Here is a 15,347-nt window from a genome sequence, read left to right on the forward strand (position 1 = left end):
TTACCTTACACTTGCGGGGGCTGCCGGGCCCGTGCTTAATCATCATGAGTATCATGATTGCGATAATCGACCGCTGATGGGCAGCTGGACGACGATGGTGAGGCAATGGATCTGACGTTCTCAGCGGGGCACATCGAGTTCCGCGACGAGGTGCGTACCTGGTTGGACGAGAATGCGCCCACCGAGCAGCGGCCCGATGTGCCCGACCTGATCCGTGAGTACGACCTCGGGTGGCAGCGCACCCAGTGGGGTGGTGGTTGGGCCGGGATCTCATGGCCGGTCGAATACGGTGGGCGCGGCCTGTCGCTAGTCGAGCAGCTCATCTGGTACGAGGAGTACGCGCGGGCCGGACTTCCGCCTATCGATGCATGCTTTGTCGGCCTCAGTCACGCCGGTCCGACTTTGATGACGAAGGCGACGCCCGAACAACGCAGTTTCCACCTCCCGAGGATCCTTCGTGGCGAGGCCATCTGGTGCCAAGGGTTCTCCGAGCCGTCGGCGGGCTCCGATTTGGCATCGCTGCGGACGCGGGCAGTCGTCGACGGTGACCAGCTGGTCGTCAACGGACAAAAGATCTGGACCAGCTTCGCCAACGTCGCCGACTATCAGGAATTGCTCGTGCGAACCACCTCGGACGGCAAGAAGCATCACGGCATCACGTGGGTGATCTGCGACATGCACTCGCCTGGAATCGATATCCGTCCGATCAGGACCATCGACCACGGTGCCGAGTTTTGTGAGGTGTTCTACGACGACGTGCGGATTCCGGTCGCCAACGTCGTTGGCGAGATCGACAACGGTTGGGCCGTCGCCATGTCGACTCTTGCGTTCGAACGCGGAACAGCTTTCACCGCAAGCCAAGTCAGGCTGTCGAACACCGTGGAGAGTCTCATCATGCTGGCGCATGAGACCACCGGGCCGGACAACCGGCGGCCGGCCATCGCCGATGACGAGATCGCACGCAGGCTGGCGACTGCACGAGCCGAGGTCGCCGCAATGCGCGCGATGACCTATGCCAGTGTGAGCGCGAACGCCCGCACCGGCACCCCCGGTCCGGGGGGATCGATGCTGAAGTTGTTCTACAGCCAGATCGCCGTGTCGGTCGCCAAGCTGGCCATGGATATCCTCGGAACCCAAGGGCTGCAATTTAATTCGCGTTGGGGACGACCGATGGGCTGGTCGGGTCACTACCTCTATTCCTATTCGGTGCCGATATCCGGCGGTACATCGGAGATCCAGCGCAACATCATCGGTGAACGTGTGCTGGGTCTGCCCCGGTGAGGGCGAGCGCGAAGGACTGATCGACAAATGGACATGTCGCCGTCACAAGAACAGCTTGAATTGGCCGCAGCGGCCGCAGAGTTCTGCGCTGAGCACGGCGCGCTAAGCGGTCTGCGGGAACGGGCTGACGCCCCGTCGGCGGTCGAACCGAAGGTCTGGCACGCGGGGGCCGAACTCGGTTTCCTTGGTTTGAGCGCGCCCGAACACATCGGTGGCCAAGCGCAACGCCTTGAGGATCACGCGTTCGTGTTCCGCGAGGTGGGAAAGTCATTGCTGCCAGGTCCCTTCGTTGCATGCGTGGTCGCTGCCGAGCTCGCCTGCCACGGCGGGGACGTCGAGCTGGGCGCCCGGTTCGTTGACGGCTCGGCCCGGGCCGGTGTGGTCAACGCTGTGGGCGCCGCCGTGGACGCCTCGCGACTGACCGGGACTGTTCAGCTCGTGGATGCGGTCGATGCCGAAATCGCCGTGGTCTACAGCGAGTCCGGTATCGGCCTGGTCAGGATCGCAGACCTTACTGAGGTGGTTTCAGTGCCGTGCATCGATCCCGGTAGCCGCATCGCCCGCGCGCACGCCGCCGAGGTGCCAGTGTCGTACTGGGCCGCTTCGGACTCGCATCCTGCACTGCATCTCGCGCGGGTGCTGACGGCGGCGCAGCTGGCTGGAATCGCTGAGCGCGCGTTGGCGATCACCGCCGAGCACGCCAAGACGCGAATTCAGTTCGACCGGCCGATCGGGGTCAATCAGGCTGTCAAGCACAGGTGCGCCGACATGGCAGTGGCGGCGGACGCGGCGCTGCAGCAGACCCTCTTCGCTGCGGTCACCGTGTCGGGAAAGCACCCCAACGCCGAACTACAGACCAGGGCGGCCAAGTTCATCGCGGGCCGCGCCGCGATCGAGAACGCCGCGAGCGCGATCCACCTGCACGGTGGTATGGGGTTCACCTACGAGCACGACATCCACCTCTATCTTGAGCGGGCGCACGTCCTTAATCAGATATTCGGTTCGGGCGCAGCTCAACTCGGCTCGATACTTGCGTTGCCGCAACCCTAAATCGCCGGACCGGACGACCCGGTGCACTCGGCGGCATGAGCCATCAGCGGTCCGAGCAGCTCTGGGGTCGCGCCGTGCAGCACGAGTTCATCCGCCCCCGCGGCGAGGTATTCGACGAGTCGTTCGGCGCAGTGCCGAGCCGAGCCCACCACCGCCGCCGACTCGATCCATGCGCTGGGAATGCACTGCTTGGCGACGTCGGCGAGGTCGTATCGGGTGAACCGGTAGTCGGCTATCGCTGTGCTACCGCCAAAGAACGGGTGTGCGCGCAGTTGTGTCAAAGGGGACGGATCCCAATGGTTGGCGGCGGTCAAGCTCTCGCCGTAGCCGGCGATCTGGAAATAGGTCACGGCGCGAGCGGCGATAGTGGCAATCTCTTCGCGCTCGGGCAGTTCGGGCGCCACCAGCACACAGGCATACACCCGCACCTCGCTCGGGTCGCGCCCGCTGCGGTCCGCGGCGTCACGCACGGCGGCGGCCGAGCGGGCCACCGCATCCACCGTCAGCATGGGGTGTAACAGCACCCCGTCGAAGTGCGTGCCCGCCAATTCGAGGCTCTTGGGCCCGATCGCTCCGAACACCAGCGGCGGTGGAGCGACGTTGGGCAAGTCCGTGAGGCGGAGCTTGGGAAAGGTCCCCGCGGGGCCCGAATAGGACACCTTCTCGCCCCGACACAGCCGACGCAGCAGGTCTGCGGTGTCGGTGACGACCGCGTTCGTGACGGGGGGTAGACCGTAAGCCTTGGCCGCCGCCGGATTCAGGCGGCCCAATCCCAGGACGAAGCGGCCACTGGCCAAGCCCTGCAGCGTCATGGCTGTCGAGGCCACCTGAAGCGGATGACGCAACCCGATGTTGGTCACGCCGGAGGCAACCTTGATGGTGGTAGTCGCCTGCGCGACGGCAGCGGCGAGCGGCCCGATGTCCTTGTTGCCCAACCGTTCACTGATCCACGCGGTCGACAGTCCCGTTTGCTCTGCCGCGCGCGCCTGCCCGATTGCAACGCGCGGATCCAGTACGCGTCCCGGCAGGAGGTATGCGCCGAACCGATCATGCGGCGAACCATGAGGTTCGAGGGTTCCCATCGTTTCCTTATACTCTATTATCGCCATTGATCAGGCATCGGTGTCGGTCGGTCCGGGAAGGCGACGTCTGTGACCATTGCCACGCAGCGCGACATCGATGCCACCGGTCGCACGCTGCACCGCTGGTTCGTTGCCAGGGCGGGTGCGCGCGTCGTCCACGATGTGGAAGTGACGCCGTCGAAGAGCGGGTTTTCCAACGAGACCTTCATGTGTCGCGTGCGGTGGTCGGATGCCGCGTCGAACGAACACGATGACAGTCTGGTGCTGCGCATTGAGCCGACCCACCATCAGCTCTTCCCGACCAGCGACGCGCTGCATCAGGCCGCGGTCACGGAGGCGCTGGCTCGCGCTTGCCGACTTCCGTTGCCGCAAATCCGCTTCACCGAGTCCGAGTCGCAGTGGTTCGGTGCCGCGTTCTACCTGATGAATCGAATCGATGGCCGGATACCGACCGATGTGCCGAGCTATCACAAGCGTGGCTGGGTGGCTGAATTATCAGCCGCCGAGCGTGCGCGCCTCTACGACAATGCGGTTGCAAAGCTGGCCGAGCTGCATCAGCTAGATCAGCGGCGGGTTGCACCTGTGCTTTCGCCCATGTCATCGACCGGCAGCCCCTTGCAGGCCTACGTCGAACATGTGACGGCATGGGCGAGGTGGGCGGACGCTGATCTGCAGATCAACCGGTCCTGCATCGCAGAAGCGTTGCGTTATGTGCAACGCGCCCTACCCGGTGATGTCGCGCCGGTGGTGGTGTGGGGCGATGCACGCATCGGCAACATGATCTTCGGAGCGGATCTGTCCGTGGCCGCAATGCTTGACTGGGAGGCCGCTACCATCGGCCCCGCCGGCATCGACGTCGGGTGGTGGTTAATGTTCGAGGAGTACATCTGTGAGGCCAGCGGGCTGACGAGACTGCCGGGTATCCCGTCTCGTGACGAGATGCTAGAGCGCTACGAGTCTTTCCGGGGCCGCGCGGTCAAGAACATAAACTACTTCGAAGTGCTTGCCGCTCTTGTATTCTCGTTGATCAACAGTCGGCTGGCGACGTTGTTGCGGAATGCCGGAGTCGACGAGCGACAGGCGGGGCAGTTCGCCGAACGCTCGACCGGCATGCTGAGTCGCGGGCTCGACGTCGCGAATGCCTAAGTGCGATCGGCGGGTCCGACCGGACATGATCAGGCGTGCCACCAGTCGGCGAGTGCACGCAGGTAGCGGCGCAGTCGGTTCTTGGCCAGGCCGGGGTCGTTGACCAGCAACGCGTCGACGATCGCGGCGTGCACGGCGGCCAACTCGGGTGCGCGGGGCCCGGCCGCGGGGTTCGTCACGGGAAGCGCTGCGCTGTGACGCTCCCACAGTTCCAGTAGCACCGTCAGGAACAGTCCAAGAATCGGATTGCCGCTGAGATCGGCGAGCTCGGTGTGGAATACCCGGGCGGCTTCCAACACATCGGACTCCGGCGTGCACTCGTCGATTAACAGCGATCCGCGCAGCCGGTCGGCAACGCCGGGTTCGTTGATGCGCGCCGCGACATTGTCCAGGCAGCCGAGCTCAATGGACTCCTGCACCCCGAGCAGGTCGCGGACCTCGATGTGACGGTAGTCGAGGTACAAGCTCATCGTCTCCACGCTCGCCTCGGCGTCGGGTGCTGACACGACGAGTCCGCCCCCAGGTCCCCTCCGCATCTCCGCGATGGAGTGGAATTCGAGCAAGCGGATGGCTTCGCGCAATACCGACCGGCTTACGGCGTAGCGGCCTTGCAGGGTGCTTTCCGAGCCCAGCACGTCGCCGACTCGTCCGTCGCCGTGCCGGATGTCCTGTCGAATTCGTTCTGCTACAACCTCGGCCAGCTTGTCGCCGCTGATGACGTTCTCAGAGGCCGATGGGCGCCCCTGATACGACAGCATCTTCGCCTGATCGGCCAACCACGCACCCATGGCCTCAAGGTGGTTCTGCATGACGAATTGGGCGCGCGCTGCGTTGCCGGCGATGATCGCTTCGACGACCGCGCGATGGGCGTTGACGGCTTCGTGACCCATCTCCGCCGAGGTCGCGGCACGCTGGCCGCCCTTGGTCACCTTCGAGTAGCGCTCAGTGAGCTGAGCCAGGATCTCGATGAACAACGCGACTGCCGGGTTCCCAGACAGTTCCCCGATCGCGACGTGTACGACATGGCCGGAACGGCCGCGATGGAGCAAGTCGGAATCGTCTGCCGCCAAAACCGCACGCAGATGTTCGACACCCTGCTCGTCGACGCGCTCAACAGCAAGTGCCACCGCCAGCGGCTCGAGCAGGAGCCGTGCTCCGATGAGGTCTTCGAGGTTGGTGCCGATGCTCTCGAGATAAATGACCATCGCCCGGGTGGCGCCGCTGGGTTCTGGAGCTCGGACTACCAATCCGCCCGCGGGGCCGCGACGCATCGTGGCGGCCTGGTGATGCTCGGTGAGGCGGATTGCTTCGCGCAGCACGGCCCGGCTGACCCCGTATCGTTCGCGTAGTTCCCCCTCGGAGCCAAGTAGAGTACCGACGGGCCACCGTCTACGGATGATGTCGGATTCGATCCGTTTGGCGGTCAACTGGGCGAGCTTGCCCCTCGAGCCGCGTACGCCGTTCGTATCGGCCGCCGACAAGCTGGGCGAAGTCATTGAGTGTGCTCCATACGGTCAGTGAGTTGCACAGAGCGTACTGCCAGCCGGCGCGTCGTGGTGGATCCCGCGCTAACCAGTGCTTGATCCAGCTTCCTCGGGGAAATCTGGGCTCATGCTATCCTCCCCGATTGAGGATACTTAATAGATTCCCGCGATGCGCGCACTTTTTCCGCCTGCTCAAAGTCGCGCCGAAGGCCCGATCCATGAGGAGTGTCGTATGTATCGGTTGACGCTGGGTGATGTTCTGGATCAGAACAGTCGCACCTATCCCGACAAGGTCGCCACCGTGTGTGGCGAACACCGCTACACCTATCGCCAACTGAGGGAACGGGTCGATCGGCTGGCGGGCTGCCTTAACAAGGCCGGCGTTGGCGAGGGCGATCGGCTGCTGTGGCTGGGCCAGAATTGCCACCGGTTGCTCGAGTTGATTTTGGCAGGCGCGAGGCTGGGCGCGATGACATGCCCGGTGAACTGGCGGCAGTCCGTCGACGAGTTAGTGTTCGTGATCGAAGACCTCGACCCCAAGGTCGTGCTCTGGCAGGAGGACACCCTCGGCGACGTGTCGAAGGAGGCCCGCACCAAGGTCGGCGGCGCCGCGCTGTGGGTTCAGCACGACGGCGATGGCGAAGACGGCTACGAGCGTTTGCTCGCCACGAATGAACCGAACTCCTCGTTCGGCGATGTCGATCCGGCATTGCCGGTCGTGGTGATGTACACCGCGGCTTTCGGTGGTCGCCCGAACGGTTCAATGATCACGCAGCTCGGGCTGCTAACGCAGGACGCGAACCTCTTCTATCTCGCCGAGATCACTTCGGAATACGTGTATTTGAACTGCGGACCGTTGTTTCACATTGGCAGCCTGATGTTCACAGTGGCCACCTTTCACATCGGCGGAACGAACGTATTCATCGCGCGAGCCGATCCGCAGCACGTGATGGAGGTAATCAGCCGCGAGCGTTGCGTGTCGGGATTCGTGCTCCCCCCCACCATCGAGAAGATCGTCGAACTCAACGCCGATGGCGCGCACGACTTAACAAGCTTCCGGTCGCCATTTCCGATGCCCGGCTGGGTCGACATGGTCTCGCCTGACACGTCGGCGTTCTTCCGTGGTGGATACGGTCAGACCGAGGCTACGGGATTCAACTGCTTCGCCGGATACGGCGGCAAGGCAGGGGTTTCGACGGCTGGGCGTCCATCGCCGTGGACGCGCGTCTACATCCTGGACGAAGACGGTCGCGAGGTGCCGCAGGGCGAAGTCGGCGAGATCACGTTCGACGGTCCGATGGTTCATGCGGGGTATTGGAACAGGCCGCAGATCAACGCCGAACGCACCCGCAGTCGCGGCTGGCGGACCAACGACCTCGGATTGCGGGACGAAGACGGCATCATCAACTTCATCGGACCCAAGACACAGATGATCAAGTCCGGTGTCGAGAACATCTATCCTGCGGAAGTCGAGCGGTGTATCGAGGAACTCGATGCGGTCAAGGAAGCGGCCATCATTGGTGTGCCGGATGCCCAGTACGTGCAATCGGTCAAGGCGATCATCGTCGTTGAGCCGGGACACACGGTCACGGCAGAAGACGTAATCGCCCACTGCAAGGCGCGCATTGCGTCGTACAAGAAACCAAAATTCGTCGAATTCCTCGACGCGTTCCCACGTTTGGTCACCGGCGGCAAGGACTATGCGCTGTTGGACCAGAAGTTCGGTGGCGGTGGCTACCCCGGCGGAGGTACCCGCAGTCAATAGGCGCCTGCCAACGAGCGGCGGCCCCGCCCGTCCGTTCTTGTTGAGCTGCGGCCGGGGACCGCCGTTCAGCCGTTCAGGAATTTGAGGGGCAGGTACTCCGCGCTGCGCACCGGCAGGTTAACGTATCGGACGTCTTCGCCAGGCGCGAGCTCATAGTGTGGCAAGCGCTTGTGCAGTTCTTCGATCGCGATCTTGAGCTCCATGCGGGCGAGATTGGAGCCCAGACAACGATGCGTGCCGCTGGCGAAAGCGATGTGCTGATGACGCGGCCGATCGATGTTGATACGCAAGGGATCGTCATGCACCGACGCATCGAGGTTCGCTGTCGCCCACGATGCGACGATGGCCTCGCCGGCCTTGATCACGAGGCCGTCACCGAGGTCAATGTCCTCGGTCGGGTAGCGCGTGCCGACAGGCACCGGCGACTCGTAGCGCAGTAGTTCCTCAACCAATCCGCGAATCAGCGACGTATCGGCGATGACCCGGGCGCGTTCGTCGGGATGCCGAGCGAGCCAGTCGATCATCAACGAAAGTGACGATGTCACGGTGTCGAGGCCGGCAAACATCATCAGCGTGATGATGTTCATCAGCTCCATGTCGTTTAACCGTTCGCCGTCAATCTCGGTCTCCAGCAGGATGCCCAGGACGTCATCGCGGGGCTCGGTGGCGCGACGATGAGCGAGGTGCTCGGTGAAATAGGTGACCAGGCGCATGCCGGCGGCAGCTCCGATCTCCTGGTTCGCTTCGGGGGTCTTTCCGGTGGGATGAAGGATGTCCTTCATGAATTGCAAGAAGAAATCGAGATCCTTTGTGGGAGCACCGAACAATTGCAGAAATGTCAGACAGGGAAGCGGCACGCAATAGCGCTGGGTGATGTCCACGACGTCGTCTCCTGCGAACCCATCGACGAGCTCACCGGCCAGCTGGCGCACCGCATCCTGGAGACGTGCCACCTGCTTGGGCGTGAACATCGGATCGAGGATGCGCCGCCACTTGGCGTGGTCGTCGCCGTCGATCTCGAGTGGGATCAGGGGCATGGGAACCCCGAATGCCGGCCCGCGGCCACCCACGCCAAGGACCTTGGGGTGTCGATTGATCCTGATGATATCGTCGTGGCGGTAGAGATAGACGACACCCTCTTCGACACGCTCGTACCGAAGATCGGCGACCTTTTGCGCGAGATACGGCTGTGGAGGCTGGACGTGTTCGGTCGCCTTACCGTATTCCGAGAGCCGGAAATCGAACGGCTCGAGTTTGGTCTCCATATTCTTTGATCTCCTGATGTTTTGATCTTGCGATAAGTGCCGTGGTCGTTTCTAACGGATGTCGAGCATGTCGCGACCGGTGAAGCCGGCGGGCGCATCTTTCACCCCGGGACGCACCGGCCACGCGCTCGTAGAAGTCGGCGGGCTCTCACCACGCGGGTCGCCGGCCAGCAGCACTTCGCGCCCGGACGCGTCGTAGCTGTGTTGGTCCAAGCTCACCCAAACGCCCCAACCGTCGGGCAATTCGCCGACGGCGTCTTGTACGAGCGCCATGTGGGTCTCCTGTCGCATGCTGGCGAGACCAGATCGTAGGTGAACGTTGGTCAACCGCTCATCGAGCGTACAACAAAGAGCACTCTATTCGAACCCTGTTCCCGTCGGTGCCGCGCATCCGGGTATTTCGCGCCAGGGTGAGCTCCCCAGCGCCGCGTCGCGGCCGGCTTAGCCGGTTACGAGAATGATTAAAGTCCGAGGTAAACAGCGATATTGGCCGGATTCCGGCGGTCGACCGTGCGGCGGCCTATCGGCCGGATTGGGCGCCTGCCAGTCGATCCTGTTGATGATGAGAGGAGCGCAAGCGAGCCGCAGAAGCGCAATCTAGGACACTATTTTCGCCGCCCGGATACGCGCCGAATATAGTGCCGTATCAGTGGGTGATGACAGATTGCTGGAGGTAGCGATGGGCAAGGTCGACGGTCTGTCGTTGTGGTTGCGTGATCCCGACTTCCCCTGGATCGACCAGTCCGTTGGTGCTTTACTGGAACACCGCGCGCGCCACGACGCGGGCCGGGTTGCGCTGTACTGGTCGGCCGCCGGCGGCACGATCACCGCTTTGACGTACGCCGACGTCTATCGCGACGCGTGCAGGATTGCCCGAGGACTGCTCGAGTTAGTCGAACCAGGCCAGGCGGTCGCGGTCTGTGGCCCCAATTCGATCGAGTGGGTATTGCTCGAGTACGCCTGCGCCCTCGCGGGCGTGGTGTTGGTGCCCATGAATCCAGCGATGCGTGAAGACGAGTTCCTTCACATCCTCGACATGACCGACAGCCGTGTGGTGCTGGCGGTGAACGAGTTCCGCGGACGGGGCGTCGTCGACTCCCTGCGGTCGGCGGCGGGCTCATGCGCGGGGCGCCCGCAGGTCCTGGAGCTGGTCGACTGGGCGGGATCGACCGACGGCACCAACTCCTTGCCCACCGTCGATCCCAAGGCGCCCTTCATCATTCAGTACACCTCCGGCACGACGGGACGACCAAAGGGCGCGGTGCTCGACCACGCTGCATCGGTCAACGCGGGGGCACTGTGGGTAGGGGGCTGGGGGCATACCGCCGATGACATCCTGGTGACCGCGGCGCCGTTGCACCACATCGGCGGTTCGGTGGCGATTGTGCTGGGTGCGCTTGCCGCCGGCTCGTCGTTCGGCACCTTGGCAACTTACGACGTCGATCAGCTGATCGCCTTCGTCAAGAACACCGCGGCGACCGTCGTGGCGGCGGTGCCGACCATCCTCTACGACCTGCTCGAGCGACCCGGCTTCAGCCCGGATCAATTACCCTCCTTGCGCACCGTCATGGGGGGAGGCGCCTACGTTCCGCCGGAGGCGATCCGCACGATCGAATCGCGGTTCGGCGTGGAGTGCATAGTCAGCTATGGGCAGAGCGAAGCCCCGGCGTTCTTGCAATCGAGCCGCGACGACCCGCCTGAGCTGAAGGCGACATCGCTGGGACGACCGTTGGCAGGCCGCGACGTACGCATCGCCCTGCCCAACGGCGTTACGGCTCGCGACGGTGTGGTGGGGGAGATTTGTACCCGTTCGGACATGCGCATGGTCGGCTATCTTGGCCAACCTGAGGCAACCGCCGAGGTCGTCGATGACGACGGATGGCTGCACACGGGGGATCTCGGAGCGATGGACGAAAACGGGTACGTGACGTCGCACGGGCGTGCGCGAGACGTAATCATTCGCGGCGGCGAGAACATTTACCCGGATGAGGTCGAGGCTGTGCTGTCCACGCATGAATCGGTGGCTGCCGTGGCGGTGGTTGGTCAACCCGACGTCCGTTGGGGTGAGGTGCCTGTGGGATTTGTCCTGCTCAATGCCGGTTATGACATGGACGAGGCACGGTTGATGGAGTACGGGCGGGAGCGGCTCGCCTCGTTCAAGGTGCCCAAAAAGTGGATTCCTATCGAAGCCATGCCGCTGACGTCGTCGGGCAAGGTTCGCCGCGTCGAGCTGCGAAAAGCGTTGTCCGAGAAGGCGTGACGTGGCTAGACCCCGGTGAGGGGTATCCGTTGGCGGCCGTGCAGGTGTTGGCGCCGAAATGAGGGCTGCTTGGGTCCTGACAGGCCGTCGGAGGTCACCGGACCGAATCCATTCCCAACCATGGTAATGCGCGGGGAAGCGGCAGCGGCGGGTGCGATGTCAGCGCCGGCGCGCCTTGACTCGCTCGGCGGCTCAAGCCATGATGTGGTATGGACAATGAGTATACTGTTTAACTATCGACGGCGAATCCCCGGAGACCGATGAGTAAAGAAGATCTGTTCGAACCTGAAATCGAGGCCATGCCACGGCCGGAACTCGAACAACTGCAGGAGCAACGCGTTCTCGAGCTGATTCCGTATGTTTACGAGCGGTCAGACTTCTACCGCATGCACTGGGATGAAGCGGGGGTCAAGCCAGCCGACATCCGGTCGTTGCAGGATTTCAAGGAGCGAATCCCGTTCATCAACAAGGACATGATCCGCGACTACCGGGAGAAGACCGGCGACCCGTACGGAGGGATCCTGTGCGTCGACCCGGCCGACTTGACGTCGATCGCGTCGAGTTCGGGGACCACCGGTGACCCGACGTTCTTCAACGAGCAATATGACGAGTACATCCCGCTGATGGTGGGTTGGGTGCGGGCACTTTGGGAGCACGGCCTGCGACCGGGCGACCACGCGATCACCGGGTCAGCGACGTTTCGCGGTGCGTCCTGCCACGAGCACCGAATCCTCGGTGTCGTACCGATAGCGATCGACAGCTGGTTTGGCCAATGGGATGCGGTGCTGGACGCCATCAAGCGGTACGACGTCAGGCAGATCCATGTTGTGGGACCGCTGATTTCGGAACTCGAGCGTCTCAGTCATCACCGCGACATGCGTGAGGCGCTGGCTCCGCTGAAGTTCATGACCTTCGCCGGTGAGCCGATGGGGTCGCGCATGCAGCAGACCGTCCGGGAGGAATGGGACACCGACCTGGTGATGTGGACGAGCGCCGGCGACACCGGAACCGCGTGGGAATGTAAGCAGCACAACGGATACCACGTCCACGAGGACACCGTCTTGGTGGAGGACCTCGTCCCCGACAAGAACGAGTCGGTAATCGAAGGGGAAGTCGGCGAATTGGTCACGACCGACCTCGATAACCTCGTTGCGCCGTTGATCCGCTATCGCGCTGAGGATCTGGTGCGAGTGAATCGGCAGCAGTGCGAATGCGGTCGTACTCATGCCCGGTTCTGGCCGCTGGGACGGGCGGGCGACCTGACGATCGTACGGGGCAAATCGGTCATGCCGCTGGAAGTATGGGCGGTTATCGAGCAATTCGACGAGACCCGCTCGGCGCTGTTCCAAATCATCCGGCCGCAGAAAGAGGTAGATGAGCTGCGCTTGCGCGTGGGTTATGCGCCGGATTTGACCAAGGACACCGCCGAACTGCGTGAGCGGATCTGCGCAGGTTTGGCCGAAGCGGTCGGTATCTCCCCCACCGTCGAATTGCTCGAGGAGAAGGAAATCGTCGCCCGTGCGTCATCGGCGGCCAAGATTCCGAGGATTGCGAAGTCATGAGCCAACAATCAACCATCGCCAGGGCTGCAAAGCTTCAGCGGCCAGGGATCGCCTGGATCGGGCGCTACCGGATAGGTGACGATGTCATCGACTTCACCGTCAGCGAAGACGACTTCGCGCGCGACACCGCCTGGGCTGCGCAGGTCTTACGCGGTCACGGCATCAGCAAGGGAAGTCACGTTCTGGTGACGGCCACCCCATCTGAGACGCCGTGGATTGATGCGTTTCGCGTCGGTGCTGGCGTGGCGGGCGCGGTGTATTCGAACGCCGAACCGTGGAACTGGGACGCGCGTCGTTCGGAGATGTACATCCGCCGGCTGAACACTGAAATGGTGATCGGGCTGAGTGCCGAAACGGTCACAGCCATGGGGCAAATCACCGATGCCGCCGTTCGGCTCGGCTCTGTTGGCACCATCTTGGCCAGGCCGGAGGCGCTGCCGGTGCTCAACGACCTCGGCATCGAGGCGGGTTTGTACGTCCGGTTGGGTCCGGCCGTGGCCGTCACCGCGCCTGATCGTGCGGGACTGCAGTACGACGAGGATGAGTGGGCGCTCGAGACCGTCGATGGACAGCTTGTCGTGTCCACGGTGGGGCCACGCGCGACGCGGTTCGACCGGCAGCCTACTGGTGTGGCGGGCGAAGTGACGTCGACGCCGGGCGGCGCTCGTATCGCCCTGCGCTGACCTCGCGCGGCAAGAAAGCGCCGGCCGGAATCTTCGGCCGGCGCTTCATCTCGTCAACAGACCGGCAGACCTAACCGCCTGCCCTGGCCGAGACCGCTTTGGCGGCCGCGGTCTCGGCGGTGTGTTTGCGGGCCAGCTCGAGCCCGGCCTGCAGGCTTTCGGCGGTCATCACCCAGTCCTTACACGAGCAGCCGCAAGAGTAAGTCCCATCGTCGAGCGGGATGACGGACTGCACGTCGCATTCACCCGAGGACACCGCGTCGGATAAGAACTCCCTCGGCGAATCGTGCAGGACATTGTCGGACATCAGGCGCCGGCACCCACGGGCTCCTCGACGGGAACCTGCGGCACATCGGGGAACAGTTCGTAGAACGTGCCGCGCATGACCCGCTCGGCCACCTTCGGATCGGCGTCGTCGAACAACTCGTGCAGAGTCTCCTGCGTGTGGCCGAACGTCCCCTCCATGTGGGGGTAGTCGCTGCCCCACATGACGTTGTGGTAGCCCATGTAGGTCGCGGCCGCGACCGCGCTTTTGTCGTGCTGGAACGAGGCGTACACCTGGCTGAAGATCTGTTCGCGGATCGGACGCTCGAGCTTGGGCCGCACCGCCATGTGGTGCTGACGATAGCCCTCCTCCATGCGGTCGGCGATGAACGGAACCCATGTGGCGCCGCCTTCGGAGACCAACACCTTGAGGTTCGGTCGCTTGTCCAGTGCGCCGGACGCGACCAGCTTCATGACCGCCCGCTGGCCTTCGAACGTCGTCTCGGTGTAGTTGAGGACGGCGCCGCCTGGACCGCGGTACTTCTGGCCAGGGTTCCGTGTCTTGTCACTCAGATCGACGGGCTCGCTGCCGATATGGAAAGCGACGACCATGTTCGCGGCATCGCATGCGTCCCAGAATGGCTCCCACTCGGGATAGTTGTAGTCCTTCTGCATGGGATGAGGCAGGGTCGGCAGGAAGACCGCGCGGTAGCCCATCTCGGCGATGCGCTCCAGTTCCTTGACCGCGTCGCCGATGTCGAGTGTGGACACTTGACCGACGGTGACCAGCCGCGGGCTGGCTTTCTCCAGGGTTTCGTACGCCCAGTCGTTGCTGACCCGCAAAGCCTCACGCAGCAGTTCTGGGCTGCGGAACGACGAGCACCACAACCCGAGGGAAGGGTAGACCACCTCGCCCCACACGCCCTCGTTGTCCAGGTCGTTGATGCGGACCGACACGTCCTTGCCGCCCGGAGCGCCGACGGTCATCTCCATGAACTTGCGTGCGGCACTGGTGGGAAGTTTGCGCCGGAACGCCATACCGTCGATATGGACAGTCTCCCACTCGCCGTCGGGGTCCTTGACGGATCTTGGTACGCGTTCGGCGAGGTGAGGCGGCAAGTTGTCCCGCCATAATTCGTCGGGCTCCAGGAAGTGCGAGTCACCGGAATTGGCCCAAAGTTTCGTCATTATGTCCCTTCTCTGTTCGAGGCTGCGGCAACCTGCTCGCCAGCACGGATCGGGGTCTCAATCCCTCGTCGACATCAACTATACGCTGTCAAGTGAGGTTGCGCGAGAGCCGCCGCGACCGCTGTCCAGTCACCTGACCGGCCCCTAAATGAGTAGTCCGCTTAGCCTGCGGTGCAAGTCGCCGGTTCAACGACGTTGGGCCCGTAGTCGTCGGGGCAGCACAGCTGCGGTTCCTCGTTGCGCCACACACGCCGGCGCGTCGCAGGCCATCGAACTCATATCGACGTCGGTGTGAAACGCTGTTTCCCCGGACCTCG

Annotated in this window: 13 protein-coding genes; 7 read left to right on the forward strand and 6 right to left on the reverse strand. The window is 63.5% G+C overall.

Annotated elements, in window-relative coordinates; genetic code table 11:
• Positions 1 to 105: 105 nt before the first annotated feature.
• Positions 106 to 1,281 (forward strand): acyl-CoA dehydrogenase family protein, encoded by a 1,176-nt coding sequence (locus tag A5692_RS22100; protein ID WP_067926415.1) that lies wholly within the window; start codon positions 106 to 108, stop codon positions 1,279 to 1,281.
• Positions 1,282 to 1,308: 27 nt separating this feature from the next.
• Positions 1,309 to 2,331 carry an acyl-CoA dehydrogenase family protein gene (locus A5692_RS22105; RefSeq protein WP_067926418.1) on the forward strand — a complete coding sequence of 341 codons (1,023 nt, stop codon included), beginning with the start codon at positions 1,309 to 1,311 and terminating at the stop codon, positions 2,329 to 2,331.
• On the opposite strand, the gene A5692_RS22110 is transcribed toward A5692_RS22105, so the two are convergent.
• Positions 2,328 to 3,413, reverse strand: coding sequence for a TIGR03857 family LLM class F420-dependent oxidoreductase (locus A5692_RS22110; RefSeq protein WP_068059865.1), 1,086 nt, complete (start codon positions 3,411 to 3,413; stop codon positions 2,328 to 2,330). The genes A5692_RS22105 and A5692_RS22110 overlap by 4 nt on opposite strands.
• A gap of 69 nt (positions 3,414 to 3,482) precedes the next feature.
• Here A5692_RS22110 and A5692_RS22115 point away from each other — a divergent pair, with 69 nt between their 5' ends.
• Entirely contained in the window at positions 3,483 to 4,559 is a 1,077-nt protein-coding gene (locus A5692_RS22115) for a phosphotransferase family protein (protein ID WP_082962990.1), read from the forward strand.
• 29 nt (positions 4,560 to 4,588) lie between these two features.
• Here A5692_RS22115 and A5692_RS22120 read toward each other — a convergent pair whose 3' ends face one another.
• Positions 4,589 to 6,055 (reverse strand): FadR/GntR family transcriptional regulator, encoded by a 1,467-nt coding sequence (locus tag A5692_RS22120; RefSeq protein ID WP_067926427.1) that lies wholly within the window; start codon positions 6,053 to 6,055, stop codon positions 4,589 to 4,591.
• Between the two features lie 157 nt (positions 6,056 to 6,212).
• Here A5692_RS22120 and A5692_RS22125 point away from each other — a divergent pair, with 157 nt between their 5' ends.
• Entirely contained in the window at positions 6,213 to 7,808 is a 1,596-nt protein-coding gene (locus tag A5692_RS22125) for an AMP-binding protein (protein ID WP_231984408.1), read from the forward strand.
• Between the two features lie 65 nt (positions 7,809 to 7,873).
• Here the strand turns inward: A5692_RS22125 and A5692_RS22130 are convergent, their stop codons facing one another.
• Together A5692_RS22130 and A5692_RS22135 are read right to left on the reverse strand one after the other, a co-directional pair.
• On the reverse strand, positions 7,874 to 9,073 hold the full coding sequence (locus A5692_RS22130) for a cytochrome P450 (protein WP_067926433.1): 1,200 nt from the start codon (positions 9,071 to 9,073) through the stop codon (positions 7,874 to 7,876).
• Between the two features lie 51 nt (positions 9,074 to 9,124).
• Positions 9,125 to 9,346: a hypothetical protein gene (locus tag A5692_RS22135; RefSeq protein WP_156766214.1), complete on the reverse strand. Its 222-nt coding sequence runs from the start codon at positions 9,344 to 9,346 to the stop codon at positions 9,125 to 9,127.
• 376 nt (positions 9,347 to 9,722) lie between these two features.
• On the opposite strand from A5692_RS22135, the gene A5692_RS22140 reads away from it, so the two are divergent.
• The 3 genes from A5692_RS22140 to A5692_RS22150 all read left to right on the forward strand — a co-directional run bounded on the left by A5692_RS22140 (position 9,723) and on the right by A5692_RS22150 (position 13,578).
• Positions 9,723 to 11,333 carry a class I adenylate-forming enzyme family protein gene (locus A5692_RS22140; protein ID WP_156766215.1) on the forward strand — a complete coding sequence of 537 codons (1,611 nt, stop codon included), beginning with the start codon at positions 9,723 to 9,725 and terminating at the stop codon, positions 11,331 to 11,333.
• Positions 11,334 to 11,593: 260 nt separating this feature from the next.
• Positions 11,594 to 12,895: a phenylacetate--CoA ligase family protein gene (locus tag A5692_RS22145; protein WP_067926441.1), complete on the forward strand. Its 1,302-nt coding sequence runs from the start codon at positions 11,594 to 11,596 to the stop codon at positions 12,893 to 12,895.
• Positions 12,892 to 13,578, forward strand: a complete 687-nt coding sequence (locus tag A5692_RS22150) for a hypothetical protein (RefSeq protein WP_068059876.1) — start codon at positions 12,892 to 12,894, stop codon at positions 13,576 to 13,578. The genes A5692_RS22145 and A5692_RS22150 overlap by 4 nt, the downstream gene beginning before the upstream one ends.
• 70 nt (positions 13,579 to 13,648) lie before the next feature.
• Here A5692_RS22150 and A5692_RS22155 read toward each other — a convergent pair whose 3' ends face one another.
• Complete coding sequence (locus tag A5692_RS22155) at positions 13,649 to 13,885, reverse strand: hypothetical protein (RefSeq protein WP_067926447.1); 237 nt, start codon at positions 13,883 to 13,885, stop codon at positions 13,649 to 13,651.
• Entirely contained in the window at positions 13,885 to 15,030 is a 1,146-nt protein-coding gene (locus A5692_RS22160; protein WP_067926450.1) for an amidohydrolase family protein, read from the reverse strand. The genes A5692_RS22155 and A5692_RS22160 overlap by 1 nt, the downstream gene beginning before the upstream one ends.
• Positions 15,031 to 15,347 lie beyond the last annotated feature (317 nt).

This window comes from Mycobacterium sp. E342 (genome assembly GCF_001667665.1).
Lineage (GTDB): Bacteria > Actinomycetota > Actinomycetes > Mycobacteriales > Mycobacteriaceae > Mycobacterium.